The organism is Microbacterium sp. NPDC056234, assembly GCF_042267585.1.
Taxonomy (GTDB): domain Bacteria; phylum Actinomycetota; class Actinomycetes; order Actinomycetales; family Microbacteriaceae; genus Microbacterium.
In genome coordinates this window covers 1-18,619 of sequence record NZ_JBHJTE010000002.1, presented here as the reverse complement: position 1 = coordinate 18,619, position 18,619 = coordinate 1, and the positions used below count along the sequence as shown (strand labels likewise).

At 67.6% G+C, this 18,619-nt stretch carries 17 protein-coding genes; 10 read left to right on the top strand and 7 right to left on the bottom strand.

Annotation, left to right across the window (positions count from 1 at the left end):
* Positions 1–55: 55 nt before the first annotated feature.
* From ACFCYE_RS05890 to ACFCYE_RS05870, 5 genes are all read left to right on the top strand, one after another.
* Positions 56–1,477, top strand: coding sequence for an O-antigen ligase family protein (locus tag ACFCYE_RS05890; protein WP_376177174.1), 1,422 nt, complete (start codon positions 56–58; stop codon positions 1,475–1,477).
* Entirely contained in the window at positions 1,474–2,772 is a 1,299-nt protein-coding gene (locus ACFCYE_RS05885) for an O-antigen ligase family protein (protein ID WP_376177173.1), read from the top strand. Before ACFCYE_RS05890 ends, ACFCYE_RS05885 begins: the two co-directional genes overlap by 4 nt.
* A gap of 125 nt (positions 2,773–2,897) precedes the next feature.
* The gene (locus ACFCYE_RS05880) at positions 2,898–4,808 is read left to right on the top strand and encodes a glycosyltransferase (protein WP_376177171.1); all 1,911 of its coding nucleotides are present in this window, start codon (positions 2,898–2,900) and stop codon (positions 4,806–4,808) included.
* Positions 4,805–5,761 carry a glycosyltransferase gene (locus ACFCYE_RS05875; RefSeq protein ID WP_376177170.1) on the top strand — a complete coding sequence of 319 codons (957 nt, stop codon included), beginning with the start codon at positions 4,805–4,807 and terminating at the stop codon, positions 5,759–5,761. Before ACFCYE_RS05880 ends, ACFCYE_RS05875 begins: the two co-directional genes overlap by 4 nt.
* Positions 5,761–6,408, top strand: a complete 648-nt coding sequence (locus tag ACFCYE_RS05870) for a hypothetical protein (RefSeq protein WP_376177169.1) — start codon at positions 5,761–5,763, stop codon at positions 6,406–6,408. The genes ACFCYE_RS05875 and ACFCYE_RS05870 overlap by 1 nt, the downstream gene beginning before the upstream one ends.
* 24 nt (positions 6,409–6,432) lie before the next feature.
* Here the strand turns inward: ACFCYE_RS05870 and ACFCYE_RS05865 are convergent, their stop codons facing one another.
* Genes ACFCYE_RS05865 through glf form a run of 3 tightly spaced genes read right to left on the bottom strand, consistent with a single transcriptional unit; the run spans position 6,433 to position 9,132 of the window.
* Positions 6,433–7,167, bottom strand: coding sequence for an ABC transporter ATP-binding protein (locus tag ACFCYE_RS05865; RefSeq protein WP_376177168.1), 735 nt, complete (start codon positions 7,165–7,167; stop codon positions 6,433–6,435).
* Entirely contained in the window at positions 7,167–7,985 is an 819-nt protein-coding gene (locus ACFCYE_RS05860) for an ABC transporter permease (protein ID WP_376177167.1), read from the bottom strand. The genes ACFCYE_RS05865 and ACFCYE_RS05860 overlap by 1 nt, the downstream gene beginning before the upstream one ends.
* 10 nt (positions 7,986–7,995) lie before the next feature.
* Positions 7,996–9,132, bottom strand: coding sequence for a UDP-galactopyranose mutase (gene glf / locus ACFCYE_RS05855; RefSeq protein ID WP_376177166.1), 1,137 nt, complete (start codon positions 9,130–9,132; stop codon positions 7,996–7,998).
* Positions 9,133–9,220: 88 nt separating this feature from the next.
* Between glf and ACFCYE_RS05850 the strand changes: the two genes are divergently transcribed.
* From ACFCYE_RS05850 to ACFCYE_RS05840, 3 genes are read left to right on the top strand one after another with little or no spacing between them, the layout of a single operon-like run.
* Positions 9,221–10,102, top strand: coding sequence for a glycosyltransferase (locus ACFCYE_RS05850; protein ID WP_376177165.1), 882 nt, complete (start codon positions 9,221–9,223; stop codon positions 10,100–10,102).
* A 41-nt stretch (positions 10,103–10,143) separates the two neighbouring features.
* Positions 10,144–11,277 (top strand): NAD-dependent epimerase/dehydratase family protein, encoded by a 1,134-nt coding sequence (locus tag ACFCYE_RS05845; protein WP_376177163.1) that lies wholly within the window; start codon positions 10,144–10,146, stop codon positions 11,275–11,277.
* Entirely contained in the window at positions 11,274–12,350 is a 1,077-nt protein-coding gene (locus ACFCYE_RS05840; protein WP_376177162.1) for an acyltransferase family protein, read from the top strand. The genes ACFCYE_RS05845 and ACFCYE_RS05840 overlap by 4 nt, the downstream gene beginning before the upstream one ends.
* On the opposite strand, the gene ACFCYE_RS05835 is transcribed toward ACFCYE_RS05840, so the two are convergent.
* From ACFCYE_RS05835 to ACFCYE_RS05825, 3 genes are read right to left on the bottom strand one after another with little or no spacing between them, the layout of a single operon-like run.
* Complete coding sequence (locus ACFCYE_RS05835; RefSeq protein WP_376177160.1) at positions 12,341–13,084, bottom strand: glycosyltransferase; 744 nt, start codon at positions 13,082–13,084, stop codon at positions 12,341–12,343. The two genes, ACFCYE_RS05840 and ACFCYE_RS05835, sit on opposite strands and share 10 nt — an antisense overlap.
* Complete coding sequence (locus tag ACFCYE_RS05830; RefSeq protein ID WP_376177159.1) at positions 13,081–14,295, bottom strand: lipopolysaccharide biosynthesis protein; 1,215 nt, start codon at positions 14,293–14,295, stop codon at positions 13,081–13,083. The genes ACFCYE_RS05835 and ACFCYE_RS05830 overlap by 4 nt, the downstream gene beginning before the upstream one ends.
* Positions 14,292–15,263, bottom strand: a complete 972-nt coding sequence (locus tag ACFCYE_RS05825; RefSeq protein WP_376177157.1) for a glycosyltransferase — start codon at positions 15,261–15,263, stop codon at positions 14,292–14,294. The genes ACFCYE_RS05830 and ACFCYE_RS05825 overlap by 4 nt, the downstream gene beginning before the upstream one ends.
* 124 nt (positions 15,264–15,387) lie before the next feature.
* Between ACFCYE_RS05825 and ACFCYE_RS05820 the strand changes: the two genes are divergently transcribed.
* Entirely contained in the window at positions 15,388–16,422 is a 1,035-nt protein-coding gene (locus tag ACFCYE_RS05820; protein WP_376177155.1) for a glycosyltransferase, read from the top strand.
* On the opposite strand, the gene ACFCYE_RS05815 is transcribed toward ACFCYE_RS05820, so the two are convergent.
* The gene (locus ACFCYE_RS05815) at positions 16,400–18,358 is read right to left on the bottom strand and encodes a DUF6541 family protein (protein WP_376177153.1); all 1,959 of its coding nucleotides are present in this window, start codon (positions 18,356–18,358) and stop codon (positions 16,400–16,402) included. The two genes, ACFCYE_RS05820 and ACFCYE_RS05815, sit on opposite strands and share 23 nt — an antisense overlap.
* A 126-nt stretch (positions 18,359–18,484) precedes the next feature.
* On the opposite strand from ACFCYE_RS05815, the gene ACFCYE_RS05810 reads away from it, so the two are divergent.
* Positions 18,485–18,619: sugar phosphate nucleotidyltransferase (locus ACFCYE_RS05810; RefSeq protein WP_376178139.1), on the top strand; the 135-nt coding region annotated here is incomplete at its 3' end.

Genomic DNA, 18,619 nt, shown 5'->3' with positions numbered 1-18,619 from the left:
GAGCCACGGCGCTCGGCACAGCGGATGCCGGAGCACCCGCGGTAGCCTGAATCCGATGGCGCAGTACACGAAGCATCCCGTGGCAGCCCCGCCCACCGCGCCGGAGCGCGAGTCGACGGGGCATCTGCTGTTGCGCGGCTACGTCGTCCTCGTGCTCATCGCCGCGTTCGCGCACTCGGCCGTGTACAACCTGGTCGGTCAGATCGGGGCCGCGATCGCGATCGCCGTTCTGACGCTCGCGACGTCGGCGATCGGCATTCCGATGCTCGCGCGATCGCTGCCCGCGCCGTTCCTCTGGCGCCGTCTGCCCTGGGCGGCTCTGGGCTACACGGCGTTCGCCCTGGTCTCGGTGGTCTGGTCCGGATGGCGCATTCCGACCCTGGCCACCTGGGTGCTGCTGGCCGCGGTGACCGTGAACGCCCTCTTCATCGCCCATGCACTGAGCTGGCAGGAGATCCTCCGCGCGCTCGCCTCGGCGTTCAAGTGGATCCTCGGCCTGTCGCTCGCGATCGAGCTGTGGGCCTCGTTGGTCGTGCACGGTCCGATCCTGCCGAACTTCTTCGACGCCCCCGGCGGGAAGATCGACGAGCAGTGGTACTGGGTGCGCGACAATCTCTTCGACGGCGGCCGACTGCAGGGCATCGTCGGAAACGCGAATCTCCTGGCCTTCCTGTCACTGTTCGCGATCATCGCCTTCGGCATCCGCTTCGCCCTCGGGGCGCGGTGGCGGACGACGCTGGGCATGTGGATGCTGCTGGCCGCCTACTTCTTCGTGCGCGCGTCCTCCGCCACCGCCTGGATCTGCGCCTTCGCCGCCGCGGCGGTGCTCGTGATCGCCCTGCTGATCCGGCGCACCCGCACGCCGAGGGGGCGCGCCAAGGTGTACGCGTGGTGCCTCGGCATCCTGGTCGTGACCGTCGCGGCGGCACTGCTGCTGTACCGGCCGATCCTCGCCGTGCTCGGCCGCTCGGCCGACCTGACCGGTCGCAGCGACCTCATCTGGGCCGTCGTCCTCGAGAAGGCGGCGACCAGCCCGGTGGTCGGACTCGGGTTCTCGAGTCCATGGGTCCCGACGCATCCCGCTTTCGCGGGCTGGATCACCGATCACGGCATCACGGTCTTCCATGCCCACAACATGTGGATCGATGTGCTGTTCCAGCTCGGGATCGTCGGTCTCGTGCTGATGGCGGTCGCTTACGGCGCCCTGCTCTGGCGCTCATGGTTCTTCGCCGTCGATCGGCCGCGCTGGGACCTCAGAGCGGACCGACCCTTCTCCCCCGTCACGCTGCTGCCGATCGTGTACACGACCGTGCTGCTCGTCCAGGGGCTGAGCGAGTCGACGCCGATCATGCTGTGGGGATGGCTGCTGCTGGTGATGCTGTCGTTCAAGATGAAGTCGGTGCCGCTGGTCGGCGTCGGACTCAGCGAACAGGTCAGGATCACCGAACGCGGGCGCGGCGCGCGGCGGGTGCCATGAGCTCGCGCCAGCGCATGGCACGCCTGCTCGGCTCGGTCGAGATGGCCAAGGCGTTCACGCTGGCCGCGCTGATCGCCGTGTTCGGCTCGTTCGCGATCGAGCGCATGACATCCACCGTGACGTTGGCCGCGATCGTCTTCGCGCTGTGCACGATCGGCGTGGCGATCCTCATCGTGCGTCGCGAGGAGCTTTCGCTGCTGCGGCTGGCGCCCTCATCGCTGCTCGCGTTCCTGGCGCTGGCGCTGATCAGCGTGATCTGGACGACCGACCGCGGCGACACGGTGTTCGCGTGGCTGTCGCTGTTCGGCTATGCCGTGCTCGCGATCACGATCGGCCATATCCGCGACACTCTGCAGACCGTGCGGGCGATCGGCGACACGCTGCGGGTGCTGCTCTCGATCTCCCTGGGACTCGAGATCCTCTCCGGCGTCCTGCTCGACCTGCCGATCGCGTTCCTGGGCATCGAGGGCGCCCTCGCCTCGGGCGGACCGATCCAGGGCATCTTCGGCACTCGCAACATGCTCGGGTTCGTCGCCGTGCTCGCCCTGATCACGTTCGTGATCGAGTGGCGCACGCAATCCGTCACCTCCCCCGTGGCTGTGCCGTCGATCGCGCTCGCCGGATTCCTCGCCCTGCTGTCCGCTTCCCCGACCGTGCTCGTGCTGGCGGCCGGCGTCGGTGTCGCCACGGCAGCCCTCACGATCGTCCGGCACACGGCACCGGCGCACCGCGCGTTGGTGCAGTGGGTGCTCGCGGGGCTCGCCACGGCGGCGCTCGCACTCGCGTTCGTCCTCCGGCATCCGATCATCGCCTGGCTCGGCGCCGGCTCCGATTTCTCGATGCGCGCCGACCTGTGGAACCGGATCCTCGACTTCGTGGCGATCAAACCGTTGCAGGGGTGGGGCTGGTTCGGCCCGTGGCACCGCGGCGAATACCCGTTCAACTCCCTGAACTATCTGCTCGACCAGCAGCATGCGACCGCGCTGAACGCATACTTCGACGTCCTGCTCCAGCTGGGCGCGGCAGGTCTCGTGCTGTTCGTGCTGCTCGGCGGTGTGGCGCTGGTCCGGTCCTGGCTGGTTGCCAGCTCGCGTCGGTCGGTCGTGTACGCGTGGACGCCGCTGATCCTCGTGACCCTGGCGATCGACTCGATGTTCGAGAGCTTCACGCTGTCGGACCTCGGCTGGTTCATGCTCGTGCTGTGCGCGCTCAGGGCCGGACAGTCCCGGTCATGGCGGGAGAACATCGACGCCGCACAGACGGGCGTCATACCGACGCTCCCCCCACAGCGCTGATCCGGCCGGGGCACCGCCTGGCTCCGGGGATCCCAAGATCGGCCAGGTAGGCTGTCTCTGCTCGCCTGAGCCGCCCGTCGGCATGCCACGTCGGCGCGCGTCGCCCCACCCGGAGAGATCATCACGTGACACACGTCCTGCAGAACGTCGTCTTCCCGCTCGATCGTGACCCCGACCTGCTGCCGCTGTACGCCGACCCTGAGACGTGGTCGACCATCGAGGGCGAAGCCGTGCGGGTGTCCTCCCGTGCGCACCTGGGCAACATCCTCGGACGCAACCGCGCGCGCATCGTCGCCGGACGCCGCGTCTCCCTCGGCACCTATTTCAACGCGTTCCCGGCGTCGTACTGGCAGCACTGGACGAGCGTGCGGCAGGTGCGCCTCACCGTGCACACCAACGGCCCCGCAACAGTCCTGGTCTACCGCTCGAACGGGGCCGGTGTCCAACAGCGCGTGGCGACGCAGGAGGTCACCGGCGAGGCCACCAGCAACTTCGACCTCTCGCTCACCCAGTTCAGCGACGGCGGGTGGATCTGGTTCGACGTCGTGGCCGATGAGAAGCACGCGGTGCTCGAGGGCGCCGAATGGACGACGGAGCAGGAGCCGTCGCGCACGGGCAAGGCCTCGATCGGCATCACGACGTACAACAAGCCGGACTACTGCGTCTCGACCCTGACCGCGCTGGCTGACGCCCCCGAGGTGCTCGAACTCGTCGACCGCATCTTCCTGATCGATCAGGGCACGCAGCTCGTCGCAGACGAGAACGGCTACGCCGCCGTCGCCGAGCGTCTCGGCGACACGCTCGACATCATCCGCCAGCCCAACCTCGGTGGTTCCGGCGGCTTCGCCAGGGCGATGCACGAGACGCTGCAGCGACCGGAGAGCGACTTCGTCCAGCTGCTCGACGACGACGTCCGCATCGAACCCGAATCGCTGCGCCGCTCGATCATGTTCGCGCGCTACGCGACCAACCCCGTCCTCGTCGGCGGACACATGTTCGATCTGCTCGACCGACCCAAGCTCCACGGCTGGGCCGAGGTCGTCGACGAGGTGCCCTTCATGTGGCGCAACCTGTACCAGGAGGAGCTGCCGCACGACTTCGGCGCCGCCAACCTGCGTCAGACTCCGCTGCTGCACATGCGCATGGATGCCGACTACAACGGCTGGTGGATGTGCCTGATCCCGCTGGACGCGATCCGCGAGGTCGGGCTGTCGCTGCCGGCGTTCATCAAGTGGGATGACGCGGAGTTCTGCCTTCGCGCCGGCGAGGCCGGGTTCCCGACCGTGTCGATGCCCGGTGTGGCCCTCTGGCACGTGTCCTGGATCAACAAGGACGACTCGATCGACTGGCAGGCGTACTTCCACGCCCGCAACCGCATCGTCGCCGCGCTGCTGCACTCCGGAGTCTCACGCGGAGGACGACTGATCCGCCACAGCCGCCGCGTCGATCTCAAGCACCTGATGATGATGCAGTACTACCCGGTCGCGCTGCGCGCTCAGGCGCTGCGTGACGTGCTGTCCGGGCCCGATCACATGCGCGGCAATCTGGCGACGGCGATGCCTGCCGCCCGCGCCCTGGCCGCGGAGTATCCGGAGACGATCGTGCACCGGGACCCCACCACCGTGCTGCACTCGCGCCACGGCCGCCGGGTGTACAAGCAGCTCAAGAAGAACGAGTTCGACAGCCCGACCGGAGTGAAGCTGCGCTGGTTCACGCTGTCGACGCTCGTGTCGCACTGGCTGCACCGCCCCGACCCCGCCAACGTGGCGCAGCCGGAAGTGGAGTTCGGCAAGGGCGATGCCCACTGGTGGCGTCTGCCGCACTTCGACAGTGCGCTCGTCAGCGCGGCCGACGGCTCGGGCAAGAACATCTACACACGCGACCGCGCGCGCTTCCGCAGCATGCTGCGCGAGACCATGCGCCTGCACGCCCAGCTGCAGCGCCGGTGGCCCGAACTGCAGCAGCAGTACCGCGATGCGCTCCCCGACCTGGTGTCCGACGCCTCCTGGCAGCAGACCTTCGAGGAGAAGGCATGACCCCCGCCGTGTTCGATCCGGCCTCGGCGACGATCGTCATCGTCACCTTCAACCGCTCGCATCTGCTGACCGGGCTGCTGACGAGCATCTCTCGGATGGAACCGAAGCCCGGGCACGTCGTCGTCATCGACAACGCCTCATCGGACGACACCACCGAGGTGGTCGAGTCCTTCCGGCCGACGATCGGCACCGAGATCGTGTACCGCCGCCTGGCGGAGAACACCGGCGGCTCCGGCGGCTTCAGCGAGGGCATGCGCACGGCGTACGAGCTGGGCTCCGAATGGATCTGGATGATGGACGACGACGTCGAGGTCGTCCAGGACGGGCTCGCTCGCATGGGAGCCTGGACGCCGCGCTTCAAGAGCATCCAGGGCCGGCGCTACGACTACGACGGCAGCGAGTTCTACTGGCAGTACCGGATAGCCGAGCGGATGGGCATTCCGATCCCCTTCGCACCGGCCGGCTTCGACGCGTCCGGCTTCAAGGAGATGAACAGCGGATGCTTCGAGGGCATGTTCATCCATCGTTCGATCGTGCAGCAGATCGGTCTGCCCGATCCCCGGTTCTTCATCTACTGGGATGACCAGACCTACGGCTGGCTCGCGTCGCGAAGGACGACCGCCGTGATCGTCGACGAGTTCGTCCTTCGTCGTACCCGCGAGATCCGGCAGTGGGACATGGGCGTTCGCCATCTGAACGCGTCGAGCAACGCCTATCGGTACTACATCATGCGCAACCGCGCCTTCATCAAGCAGTACTACCGCGCGAACGGCGTGTACAACCCTGTGCTGTTCGGGCTGGGCACGACCGCGACCTTCTTCAAGGAACTGATCCGACTCGTCTTCGTCGAACGCACCGTTCGCGGCACGAGCAACCTCTTCCGCGGCATCCGTGACGGCGGCAGGCTCGGCCGCGACCGGAGCTGGAAGCCGATGCCCCCTCTGGAGGCGTGATGACGAACGACTCGCAACCTGGAGACGCCCCGCAGCAGGAGGCGGTCTGGTACTTCTCCCCGAAGAAGAACAGCAGCGGGAAGATCTGGCTCATCTCGGCTCTCGCCGGCATCGCCCTGGCGATCGCCGTCGTGTTCCTGGTGTTCGTGCTGCCGAGCGGCTTCCAGGCCGAGCAGACTCCGTCTCCGACGCCGACGGAGTCCCGTACGCCGAGCCCGAGCCCGACGGCGACCGATACGCCAACGCCGACACCCACCCCGACGCCGACTCCGACACAGGCGCCGACACCGACCCCGACGGCGGCACCGGAGGAACCTGCTCCCCCGGTGCCGGATCCCGGTGTCAGTGAGTTCACCGCTCAGGTGCAGCCGCGACTCGACGACGGCGTGACCGGCCTGCAGTACGCTGCCGAATCGGGCGGCGAGCAGGCGGCCACGGACATCGGCTTCCTCCGTGCGGATGCCGAAGTGCTGTCGGACACGCCCGCGCCGAGCTCGATCTCCGCCGATTGGTCCAGCGGCGTGTCGAACTACCTCACCGCCCTGGACAATCTGCAGAACGCCTACCGCAGCGGCGCGGACGTGGCAGGGGCGCAGAGCACCGCCGCATCCACTCTGCAGACGCTGCGCGACCTCGTCGGACTCTGAGCAGCCGAGCAGGCTCCGGCCGGCTCAGACTCCGAGGTCGGCGTTGTAGCGGTCGAGCACGTCCTCGAGCGGACCATCCAGCACGAGCCCGCCGCGGTCGAGGTAGAGCCCGCGGGTGCAGAACCGTCGCAGGTCGCGTTCGTTGTGACTCACGAAGAACATGGTCCGTCCCTCAGCGAGCAACTCGTCGATGCGGCCGTAGCACTTCTCCCGGAAGCCCTTGTCGCCCACGGCGAGCACCTCGTCGACGAGCAGGATCGGCTCGTCGAGCTGCGACACCACGGAGAACGCGAGACGCACCTTCATCCCGCTGGACAGGTGCTTGTACGGGGTCTCCTCAAAGCCTTCGAGCTCGGCGAATTCGATGATGCCGTCGTAGCGGCGGGCGACCTCGGCGCGTGACATGCCGTGCAATCCGGCCATCATCCGCACGTTCTCGCGCACGCTGAGATCGTTGACGAACCCACCGGTGAGTTCGATCAGCGGCGCGACCCCGCCGTTCACGCGGACGCTGCCCTCATCCGGGAGCAGGACGCCGGCGACCAGGCGCAGGAGTGTCGACTTGCCCTGACCGTTGCGGCCGACGACGCCGATCGACTCCCCCGGCTGCACGTCGAACGAGACGTCGCGCAGCGCCCAGAACTCGCCGGGACGCGAACGCCGAGTCGCATCGGCGAAGATGTCCTTGAAGTTCCGCCGTCCGCGGCGGTTCCGCCGGAAGCGGACGCCCAGGTCTCGCACTTCGATCGCTGCGGCCATCACAGTTCCTTCAGCACGGTTCGTTCGAGCCCGCGGAACGACCAGGCGCCGAAGATCAGGATGCCGAAGCTGATCACGACGCTGGCGGTCACGGCCACGGGCTCCCACTGGTCGGGGAAGAACGCCATGCGGTACAGCGTCATGATTCCGGCGAGCGGATTGAACGCCCCCAGCGTGTCGAAGGGCGCTGGGAGATCCTGAACGCTGTAGATGATCGGGGACGCGTAGAACAGCGCACGCAGGATCAGCGCCGTGGTGCGTTCGAGGTCGTTGTACAGCACGCACAGCGGCGCGATGAGCAGGCCGAGCCCCACCAGGAGCACGACCTGCAGCAGGACGGCGACCGGGAACCACAGGATGCCCCAGCCGATGGTGACCGACTTGGCCGGATCCGTCTCGGCGATCAGGTTGACGATGACGAAGCCCACGAGCACAGGGAGGGAGAACAGGAACTCCATCCCCTTGCTCAGCACGATCCTGTTGATCCAGATCGAGCGCGGGATGTTCGTCGAACGGACCAGGCGCGCATCCTTCTTGAAGGCGCGCGTGAAGTCCGACACCGCCACGTTGAACCACACCCACGGCAGAAGCGCGGCGATGAGGAAGATGATGTAGGGCTCATCGCCCACCGAACGCTGGAACACCTGAGTGAAGACGAACCAGTAGATCAGGCTCATGACGAGGGGATCCAGGACCGACCACAAGTAGCCGAGGAAGCTGGTCGAGTAGCGGACCTTGAGGTCGCGGGCCGACAGCAGCCACAGCGAATGCAGGTATCGCCGGGGCATCCCCGGCGCCCCGACGGCAGCGTGACTCACGGTATCGAGTCTAGGAGAGCTGGTTGTTCCACATGGACAGCGCCGAGCCGATGGCCATGTGCATGTCGAGGTACTGGTAGGTGCCCAGGCGTCCGCCGAAGTAGACGTCCTTCTCGCCCTTGGCGAGCTCGCGGTAGGCCAGCAGCCCGGCACGATCGTCCGCGGTGTTCACCGGGTAGTACGGCTCGTCCGCCCGCTCGGCGAACCGGGAGAACTCGCGCATGATGACCGTGCGGTCCTGCGCGAAGACGTCCTTGCGCTCCGGGTGGAAGTGCTTGAACTCATGGATGCGCGTATACGGGATGTGCGCATCCGGGTAGTTCATGACGCTCGTGCCCTGGAAGTCGCTGATATCGAGGACCTCCTGCTCGAAGTCCAGCGTCCGCCAGCTCAACGCCCCCTCGGTGTACTCGAAGTACCGGTCCACCGGGCCGGTGTACACGACCGGGACCTGCCCGATGACGGCCTTCTTGTTCAACGGCTGCGACTCGTCGAAGAAGTCCACATTCAGCTTCACCTCGATGTTCGGGTGATCCGCCATCCGCTCCAGCCACGCCGTGTACCCGTCCGTGGGCAGCCCCTCCCACGTGTCGTTGAAGTACCGGTTGTCATACGTGTACCGCACCGGCAGGCGGCTGATGATGTCCCCCGACAGCTTGGACGGATCCGTCTGCCACTGCTTGGCCGTGTAATCGCGGAAGAACGCCTCGAACAACGGACGCCCCACCAGGGCGATGCCCTTCTCCTCGAAGTTCGCCGCCGTGGTCACATCGAACTCGCCCGCCTGCTCACGCACCAGCGCCCGCGCCTCGGCCGGCGTGTACGCGGCCTGGAAGAACTGATTGATCGTGCCCAGATTCACCGGCATCGGGAACACCACATCCTTGTGGTTCGTGTACACCCGGTGCACATAGTCGGTGAACGACGTGAACCGGTTGACGTACTCCCACACCGTCGCATTCGACGTGTGGAACAGGTGCGCACCATACCGGTGCACCTCGATCCCCGTCGACGGCTCCGCCTCACTGTACGCATTCCCACCGATGTGATGACGACGATCGATGACAGTGACCTTACGACCCGCAGCAGCAGCACGCTCAGCAATAGTGAGGCCGAAGAAACCCGACCCGACGACAAGGAGATCCATAACACCATCGTATCCACGGGCGGCCGTGAACCCCCTGCGCGCCCGCTTCCGGGAGTCCCTGCGGATCGCGACCTATGATGTTCCTGCCATGACTCTGCAGATCTTCATTCCCTACTGGGGTGATCCGGACCTCCTCTTCGATGCGATCGACTCGGTCCGCGCCCAGCGCAACCCGAAGTGGGAGTTGACGATCATCGACGACTGCTACCCGGACGCCTCTGTCGGCGAGCGGCTGCAGACGGAGACGGATCCGCGGATCACGTATGTGCGCAACGCGACCAACCTCGGCATCACCGAGAACTACCGCGAGGCGATCCGCCGCGCGACCGGTCGTCACGTCGCCATTCTCGGGTGCGACGACCTGCTGCACCCGAACTACGTCGATGTCATCACCGGGGTCATCGAGCGGCACCCCGAGGCGGACGTCATCCAGCCCGGTGTCCAGGTCATCGACGAGAACGGCAAGGTTGTGCTGCCGCTCGCCGATCGCATCAAGCAGCGCGTGCTCGCTCCTCGCGACGAGACGGTGCTCACCGGCCAGGACATGGCGACGAGCCTGCTGCGCGGGAACTGGCTGTACTGGCCGTCGCTCACGTTCCGCACCGACACGCTGCGTCGAGTCGACTTCCGTGACGGACTGCCGATCATCCAAGATCTCGCGCTGCTCGTCGACATCGCGTTCCAGGGCGGATCCCTCGCCTACTCGCCGACGCTGGCATTCTCCTACCGACGCCACAGCGGCAGTGCTTCGCAGAAGACTCTGCTCGACGGGCGCCGGTTCAACGACGAGCGGACGTATTACGCGACCGCTCGTCGCCAGGCCGCGGACAAGGGCTGGAAGCGCACCGCGAGGGTGACCCGGATGCGGGTCCTGGCGAGGCTGCACGCGATCACCGAACTCCCGGGAGTTCTCAGGCATGGCAACGCCGCTGGGCTAAAGTCGACTCTGGCTCACATCTTCGCCCTGTAGCGGAAGCCTGCGAGGTGGGCCCGATTGGAGAGACTCCCCTCATGGCCGACCACGTTCTGATCACCGGAGGCGCCGGCTTCATCGGCACCCGTCTCGCGCAGCGGTTCGTACGTGCTGGATTCCGCGTGACCGTCCTGGACTCCCTGCTCCCGCAGGTGCACGGCGACGCCCCAGAGGCATCGCCGCTGCTGCGATCGCTGGACGGCACGGCGACCGTGGTGCGGGGAAGCGTCACGTCGAAGGATGATCTGCGTCGTGCGCTCGATGGCGCGAACATCGTCATCCATCTGGCGGCCGAGACCGGTACCGGCCAGTCGATGTACGAGATCGACCGCTATGTCGAGACGAACGTCGGCGGAACCGCGAAGCTGCTCGACCTCCTGACCAACGAGCAGCACGACGTCCGGCGCATCGTGATCGCCTCGTCCCGCTCGATCTACGGCGAGGGCGCGTACCGCACAACGGACGGTCGCGTGGTCTACCCCGAGCACCGCGCGGATGCCGACATGGCCGCCGGTGACTTCCAGGTGCATCACCCCGACGAGGGCGAGCTGGAGCTCATCCCGACCGACGAGTCGGCGCTGCTGCACCCCTCGTCCCTGTACGGCATCACGAAGCAGATGCAGGAGGCGATGATCATGACCGTCGCCCCGACGATCGGCGTCGAACCAGTATCGGTGCGGTACCAGAACGTGTACGGGCCCGGTCAATCGCTGAAGAACCCCTACACCGGCATCCTGTCGATCTTCTCCACCCTGATCCGGCAGGGCAAGGAGATCAACATCTTCGAGGACGGCGAGGAGAGCCGCGATTTCGTCTACATCGACGATGTCGTGGAGGCCACATTCCTCGCGGCGACCGAGGCGGCTGCGGCCGGCGAGATCCTCAATGTGGGCTCCGGCGTCGGCACGACCGTCAACGAGGTCGTCTCCGCGCTGTTCGCCGCGCTCGGACGCGAGGTGCCCACCCGGATCTCCGGGAACTACAGACTCGGCGACATCCGGCACAATATCGCCGACACGTCGCGCATGACCCGTGTGCTCGGCTTCACCCCGCAGGTCGCCTTCCGCGACGGCGTCGCGGCGTTCGCCGAGTGGGTGCTCACCGAGCCGATCGAGCAGGACGCGTACCAGCGCTCGCTCGACGAGATGGCGCAGCGGAATCTGCTGAAGTGAGCGCAGACCTGACGACGCCGCGGGAATTCCCGTTCCGGAGCAACAGCCTCAACCTGTTCCGGCTCATCCTGGCGTTCCTCGTGCTCGTCGCGCACGCGTTCTACACGGCGGGTCTGAACTGGGCTCCCGGCTTCAACGGCGAGAACCTCGGCGGGTGGGCCGTCATCGGCTTCTTCGTCATCAGCGGCTTCCTGATCACACGCTCCAGACTTCGGACGGATGCCGGGACGTTCCTCGTCCACCGCATCGCACGCATCATGCCGGCGTTCCTGGTGTGCCTCGTGCTGACCGCCGCGGTGTTCGGTCCGATCGCGCAGTTCGCCACCACGGGTACGCTGGCCGGCTACCTGACGACGCCGACCACCCCGCTCGAGTACATCTGGGGCAATCTGTTCCTGCACATCGATCACTACGCGATCGGCTCGTCACTGAGCACGCTGCCCTATCCGGATGCCTGGAACGGGTCGCTGTGGACGCTGTACTTCGAGTTCATCTGCTATCTGGTCGTATGGGTGCTCGGCGCGTTCGCGATCTTCCGACGCTCGGTGCTGCTGGCGCTCGGCCTGTGGATCGGCGCCGTCGCAGTCCGCGCAGCGACCGCGGCCGGGCTCTCCGGCGGCCTGGACGGGGACTTCGATCTGCTGGCCAGGCTGCTGCCGTACTTCCTCGCCGGCTCGCTCGTGTACCTGGTCGTCCAGCGTTGGGGGTTCGTGCCGCTCGTCGGCATCCTGTCGATTCCGGTGGCGGCCGTCCTGATGGTGTTCGTGCCGATTCTGGGCGGACCCTTGGCCGCTCCCCTGCTGTGCTACGCGCTGCTGTATCTGTCGACGGTGGTCCCGCAACCCGAGTGGATCGCGCGCAACGACATCTCGTACGGGTTCTACATCTACGCGTGGCCCATGCAGCAGCTCGTGTACATCTTCGGCGGTGCGCAGTTCGGCGTGCTGGTGTACCTGCTGATCACGACGGCGGTGACGGCGCTGCTCGCCATGGCGAGCTGGTTCGTGATCGAACGACCGGTGATGCGGCTCGCCAGGCATCGGCCGGCGAAGATGGTGCCTGCTCAGGCCTGAGCGCGCACTCGCCGCCGGGCCTCGCGCCACAGCCGAACCAGCAGCAGACGCGAGCGAAGCGCCGGCAGGATGCCGCGCGGGCGATCGCTCGACGCGTTCTCGCCGTGCACACGTCGGCGCAGCGTCGGCTGCTCCACGTGCACGAGCTCGCCGGCGGCGTTCGCGACGGTGGCCAGCCACAGGTCGTGGGACTCGGACAGCCCGTCGGGGAAAGGCAGCGCCACAGGGAGGAAGTCGCGACGGATCGCCATGGCGCATCCGAAGTACGGCGCGTCGCCGAGCAGAAGCCTGAGCTGGTTGCGGTGCTGTTGCGCACCCCCGCCGGTCCGCAGCAGCCAGTCGCGGCGCGTCAGAGGCGACCGCAGCGGCACACCGGTGGACAGCAGGACCAGATTGGATGCCGCGACCGCACGCTCCTCGAGCGCGGCGACGAGCAGAGCGCGTCGGCCGGGGATCCACACGTCGTCCTGGTCGGAGAGCATGAGGACGTCGCCGGTCGCGCGAGTCAGCGCCTCTTCGAACGAGCGCACATAGCCGTGGTTGACGTCGCGGGCGAATACGCGGACGCGCGGGTCGTCGTAGGTCTCCAGGAGCGCGACCGTGCCGTCCGACGAGGCGTCGTCGATGATCACGACCTCGTCCGTCGGTTCGAGCTCCGCGAGGATCGAGTCCAGCTGCTCGCGCAGGTACCGCTCGCCGTTGTACGTCGCCATGCAGACGCTCACTCCGGTCATGCCGGTATCCTCCGGTCCGCCAGTGCTCGCCGCAGGACGAACAGCTGATACCCGGCCACGCAAAGTTCGGACACGGCCACCGACCAGGCGATCAGCGGCAGCGAGCCGAGCGCCGCGAACAGCAGGATCAACGGCGCGCCGACCAGGGCGCCGACCAGCGTCGACACGGCGAGCGCCGAGACGCGCCCCAGCACGACCAGGCACGCGTACCCGACGACCGCGGCGACGCCGATCCCGATGAAAGCCACCCCGAGCGGGATCGACAGCGCGAACGGCACCTGGATCTGGAAGCTCGACAGCGGCAGCGACACGAAGGGCGAGAGAACCGCGATCGCGATCCCGCCGAGCGTCGCGATGCCGGCGGCCGCCCATGTCGCGGTGCGGCACCGGGCGGCGACGTCGGCACCGCGCTCTGGAACCCAGCTCTGGAAGAACTGCTGCACGGGCTGGAAGGCCACGGAGGCGTATCGGAACAGACGGTCGGCGAGCCCATAGACGGGCATGGCCCCCGGGAGGAAGATCTGCACGGCCACGACCGGGAGCGTCACGTAGAGACTGCTCGTCAGCGTCGCGAGCACGGCGTGCCGCTGCGCCATGAGACTGTCGCGCCACGGCACGGGGCTGGGCCCAGTCGGCGCGCCGCGCAGGATGACGAGCGCGGACAGCGACACGCCGACAAGGTACCCCAGGCCCTGACCGGCGAGATAGGCCCACAGCTCCCCCGTCACGATGGCACCGACGATGCCGAGCACTGCACCGCCGACGATCGGCAGCGTGTCGAAGCGGATCAGTCGGGACGGGCTGCCCGTGCCGATGAAGTACCAGGCGGCACCGACACTGGGAAGCAGGTAGACGAGCGCGCCGAGCAGGGATTCGAGCCACATCCCGCGCGTCAGGATGCCCAGGATGACGAACACGAACGGGAGTGTGATGAGGTACAGCATGGCGCGGATGCGCAGTGACGAACGGTAGAAACCGGTGCGTTCCTCGACGGTCATGGACGCGACGCTGGCGGCACCGGTCGCCCCCCACCCGAACGAGACCACGATTCCGCCGAGCTGCGCCACGCTCTGGATGACCACGAGGATGCCCCAGGTCGTCTTGCCGAGCGCGTCGGTCAGCACCGGGATCGAGACGACGCCGACGAGCGTGACGATGATGACCGAGATCGTGAATCCGCTCAGCCGGCCGGCGATCTGCCCGCGGCTCATGCGTCTGGCCTCTCGTCGGGGGCGGCGCCCTGGATCGGTGCGGCTGACCAGCGGATCGTTCCTGCGATCTCGCGCAGCCCCTGCGGCATCGCGCCCATGCGCCCGCGGACGGCCGCGACCGCGGCGACGCGGAACACCCGCCACATGACCCGCCTCGGGCGCGCGACGCGGAGCACATCGACGAAATGGATGCCGTCGAACAGCGTGTCGCGCAGAATCCGCGCCGGCATGGCACAGAAGTATTCGCGATCGATCACGAGCCGGTTCCGGACCCGGTAGAAGTACCGGAACGGCGTGCTCAGCGTCAGTACCGGCGGGATTCCCGGCACGCGCACCGGAAGGCCGAACAGCGTCCTGTCGTAGGAGGCTCCGAGTGCGTGTCCGAGGCGCACGCCGTCCGCCGCCAGCACGGCGAGCCCCGCGCGCTTCAGCCGCAACTCGAATTCGATGTCGACGAGGTCGATGAAGAAGTCCTCGCGCAGCGCGCCGACGTCGTCGAGCACCTCGATGGGGATGAGCATCCCGGACTGGATGACCTCGGCCGCCGGGGCGTGGCCGTTGCGCGCCGCTCCTCTGGCCTGGCGCACGCCGGCGAAGTACTCGGGCACGATAGCCCCGAACCGGATCCCGTCGGCCTCGGCGGCCTCAGCCGCCGCGAGCAGTCCGGCGACGAGACCGTCCGGCGCGTGGGAGTCCTGGTCCATGGTGAGCACGTACGTCGCTCCGCCGTCGCGGGCCAGGGCGATTCCGCGGTTCAGCGCCGCCGCGATGCCGGCGTTGCGGTCGAGCCGCTCCACTTGGGCGCCGAGACCGGAGATCCGCTCGAGCGCGGCATCCGCGTCCGGTCCCGATCCGTCATCGACGACGATCACGCGATCGACCTGACCGACGACAGAAGTCACCGCTCGTACCGCGGCGTCTGCGGGGCCGAACGTCGAGAACACGGCGACGGTCCTGCGCGCCGTCACAGACGCACCCCGTCCCCCGGCCGAGGGCTCTGACGGAGGGGGTCGGTCATCCCAGAGAGCACATGCATCGCTCACCTAGACTAGCCTCAACGCCGACAGCGCACCTGAGGAGGACTGCCACGCGATGACAGCGGGACACCCCTCGGGGACCATCGTTCTGGCCGCCTATCAGCCGAACCCTGAGCTGTTCCGCCGTCAGCTGCAGTCGCTCCAGGCGCAGACCGTCAACGACTGGACCTGCGTCATCTCCGTGGATGGCGAGCGCGCCCCCGTCGCGGCGCTCGTGGGCGAGATCACCGGCGGCGACGAGCGCTTCGTCGTGATCGGCGACGACCGGCGCCGCGGGTTCTACGGCAACTTCGAACAGGCGCTGACTGCGGTGCCCGCGGATGCCGCGTGGGTGGCGCTCGCCGACCAGGACGACCACTGGTATCCGCACAAGCTCGAGACGCTACTCCCACTCTTGGAGGATCACTCGCTGGCCTCTGGCCAGGCGCGCCTGGTGACATTTCCGGACGGCGTCGAACTCGGCGTCACGGATCGCGCCGACCACGGTGCGGCGTCGACGGTGCTCATCAACCAGTTCACAGGATCGCTGTGCGTGTTCGAGCGGGCGCTGCTCGACGATGCGCTGCCGTTCCCGCATCCTCCGTCCCGCGTCGCGACCCACGACCACTGGCTCGCCGTCGTCGCGGGCGCTCGTGGAGGAACGGCGATCGTCGACGAGGTCGTGCAGGACTACATCCAGCACGACGCGAACGTGTACGGCGATCCGAGCCGTGCCGGAGACACAGGCGTGCTCGCACCGCTGCGCAACGCGCTGCGGCTCGCGGAGCGCGTCGAGGGGTCGAAGTCCCCGCTCGCGGTCGCCCGCATGACCTTCTGGACGTACGTGGGATGGCGGCAGCTCATGGTCGACACTCTCGAGGCACGGCGCGCGTCCGACTGGAGCATCACGGCGCCCCTGGCGGGCGGGTTCGGTCGCGCACGGAGCTACCGCAAGCTCGACGCGCAGCTGCGCATCGCCGTGGCGCAGGGCGTGATCTCGTCCCGGTACGCGTGGGGCTACCGCGCGAGCTGGTTCGCCGGTGCACTGATCGGCGGCCGTGCCCGCGTCACGCGTGCGATCGCGGTCGCTACCCCAGCCCGCACGCCGTGATCTGATACAGCCGCGCGTCGCCCTCGCTGTCGACGAGCTCGACGACGCCGGCATCCGCCAGGTCCTCGAGACCAGGAAGCGGATGCGTGTCAGGGTGCACCTCTCGTTCGCCGAAATCGAGCACGAATCCGACGTTCAGCGCGTCGACCGCGTCGCAGACCTCGTCATCGGTGAGGGCATCGTCGAGGTGTTCGTTGATGAGCTCCATGTCGTCCGAGACGTCGACGAGCATGTGCGGCATGAGTACGTCGCGACCGCCGATCGCGTACGCCAGACCAGCACCGGTGTAGGGGTTGCCTGCGATGACCACGCCCTCCGGAACGGTCTCCTCGAGGCGTTCGAGCAACGCCATCTCATCGGCACTGACCAGGACGGAGTCGTCGTCCAGGTCGAAGACGTTCTGCGCATAGACGATCGCCCTCGGTACGGCCGGGAGGGGGAACACGAGGAAGCCGATCGCAGCGGCCGCGATGCCGACGACGAGGCGTGCCTTGGTGGCTTCGGGGCGTGCAGCCATCCAGCGGCGTTGGACAAGCTCTGCTGTCCGCGTGAGACCGAATGCAGCCAGCGGCAGCAGCGCGATCGCGAACACGGACGCCAATCGCTGCCAGTTGTTGTACCAGCTGCCCGTCAGCGCATCACGCAGATCCCACAGCGGACCGCCGAAGGAGGTCACCACGATGAACAGACCGAGCCCGATGAGCCAGGACGCCACCATCACGATCGCCATCGCCGTGCGCTCCCGGATCGCCCACACCAGGCCGATGATCACGGCGAGTGCGACGGCGACGGCACTGATGCCGTAGTACATCGACAGCTGCACGCCTTCTGAGAGCGCCTGGAGCTTGGGGAACGGCACCGGCCAGAGCCGCGCGGCCTCCGGCGGGCGGAGCACCTTGAGCAGCACGAAGCCGACGATCGCGTACCCGACGAGGCCGACGACGAGCCAGACGCGCTCACGCACAGCGGGGCGCGACCGCCAGGTGCGCCAGGCGAACACCGCGACCATCGGCACCGACAGGGCGAGCCAGGCGACGAATCCGCCGGGGTGGGCGAGTGCGAGGCCGGGGAGCGAGCCGACGATGATGAACGCCCACCACCCGCGATGCAGTCGCTCGGCATCCCTGCCGATACCGAGCACCGATGCCGTCGCGGCGAGCACGAATGGCAGGACCGCGAGCGACAGCTGGAACGGATACAGCACTCCGTAGTCCATCGGCAGGAGCGGGAAGGTCGGGATCGAGACGCTCACGATCGCGGCGGACACCATCGCCGTGCGCGATGCGCCGACCAGCACCCGCACGAGCAGCATCGCGCCGACCGGCCAGATGACGGCCGCGATGACCAGCGTCTGCGCGTTGACGACGGCCGGAATGCTCGCACCGCTGAGCTGCACGACGATGGTCGCCGTGGCGTGCCACACGGACGGGTAGAACGGCAGCCCGCCGTTCGGGCTGGTCATCTGGCCGAGCTCGAGCGGCGAAGCCGCCGAGAAGTCGAGGATGTACTGGATCGCATTGAGGTGGAACACGTTGTCGAACGTCTGCGAGATCGCGTTCGGCTGTCCGAGCACCAGCGTCACCTGGATCGTCAGAACCACTGCGGCCGCGATGGCTGCGCCGACCGTCCACCAGCCGGCACCCGGCCAGCGTGCGCTCGGCCGCCGCCACGAGACCGGACGTCCGGCCCACCGGCGGACGAGCACGATGCCGATCGCGATGAGCGCGGCGACGACGAGAGACGGCAGGATCGACCAGCCGATGCCCAGCCAGCCCGCGATGACACTGGCACCGCCGATGACCGTGGTGGCGAACACGGGTGCGGCCGCAACGACCCACAGGCCGCGCAATCCGATCAGACGGGCCAGCGTGCCGCCGAGGACGGCGTACACCAGGACCAGAACGGTCGCGGGCCAGAGCAGCTCCAGCATTCCCATGTGTCTCCCCGACCCTCTCGCGCACGAACCGGATCAGGATATCCCGCGCGGATCGGCAACTCCTGACACACGCGCCCGTATCGGCGCTCATCGGGGCTGAAGCCGTGCATGTGACAACATGGAGGCGTGAAAGGCATCATTCTTGCGGGGGGTTCGGGGACGCGTTTGCATCCGATCACGCTTGGTGTTTCCAAGCAGTTGATCCCGGTGTATGACAAGCCGATGGTCTATTACCCGTTGTCGACGCTCATGTTGGCGGGT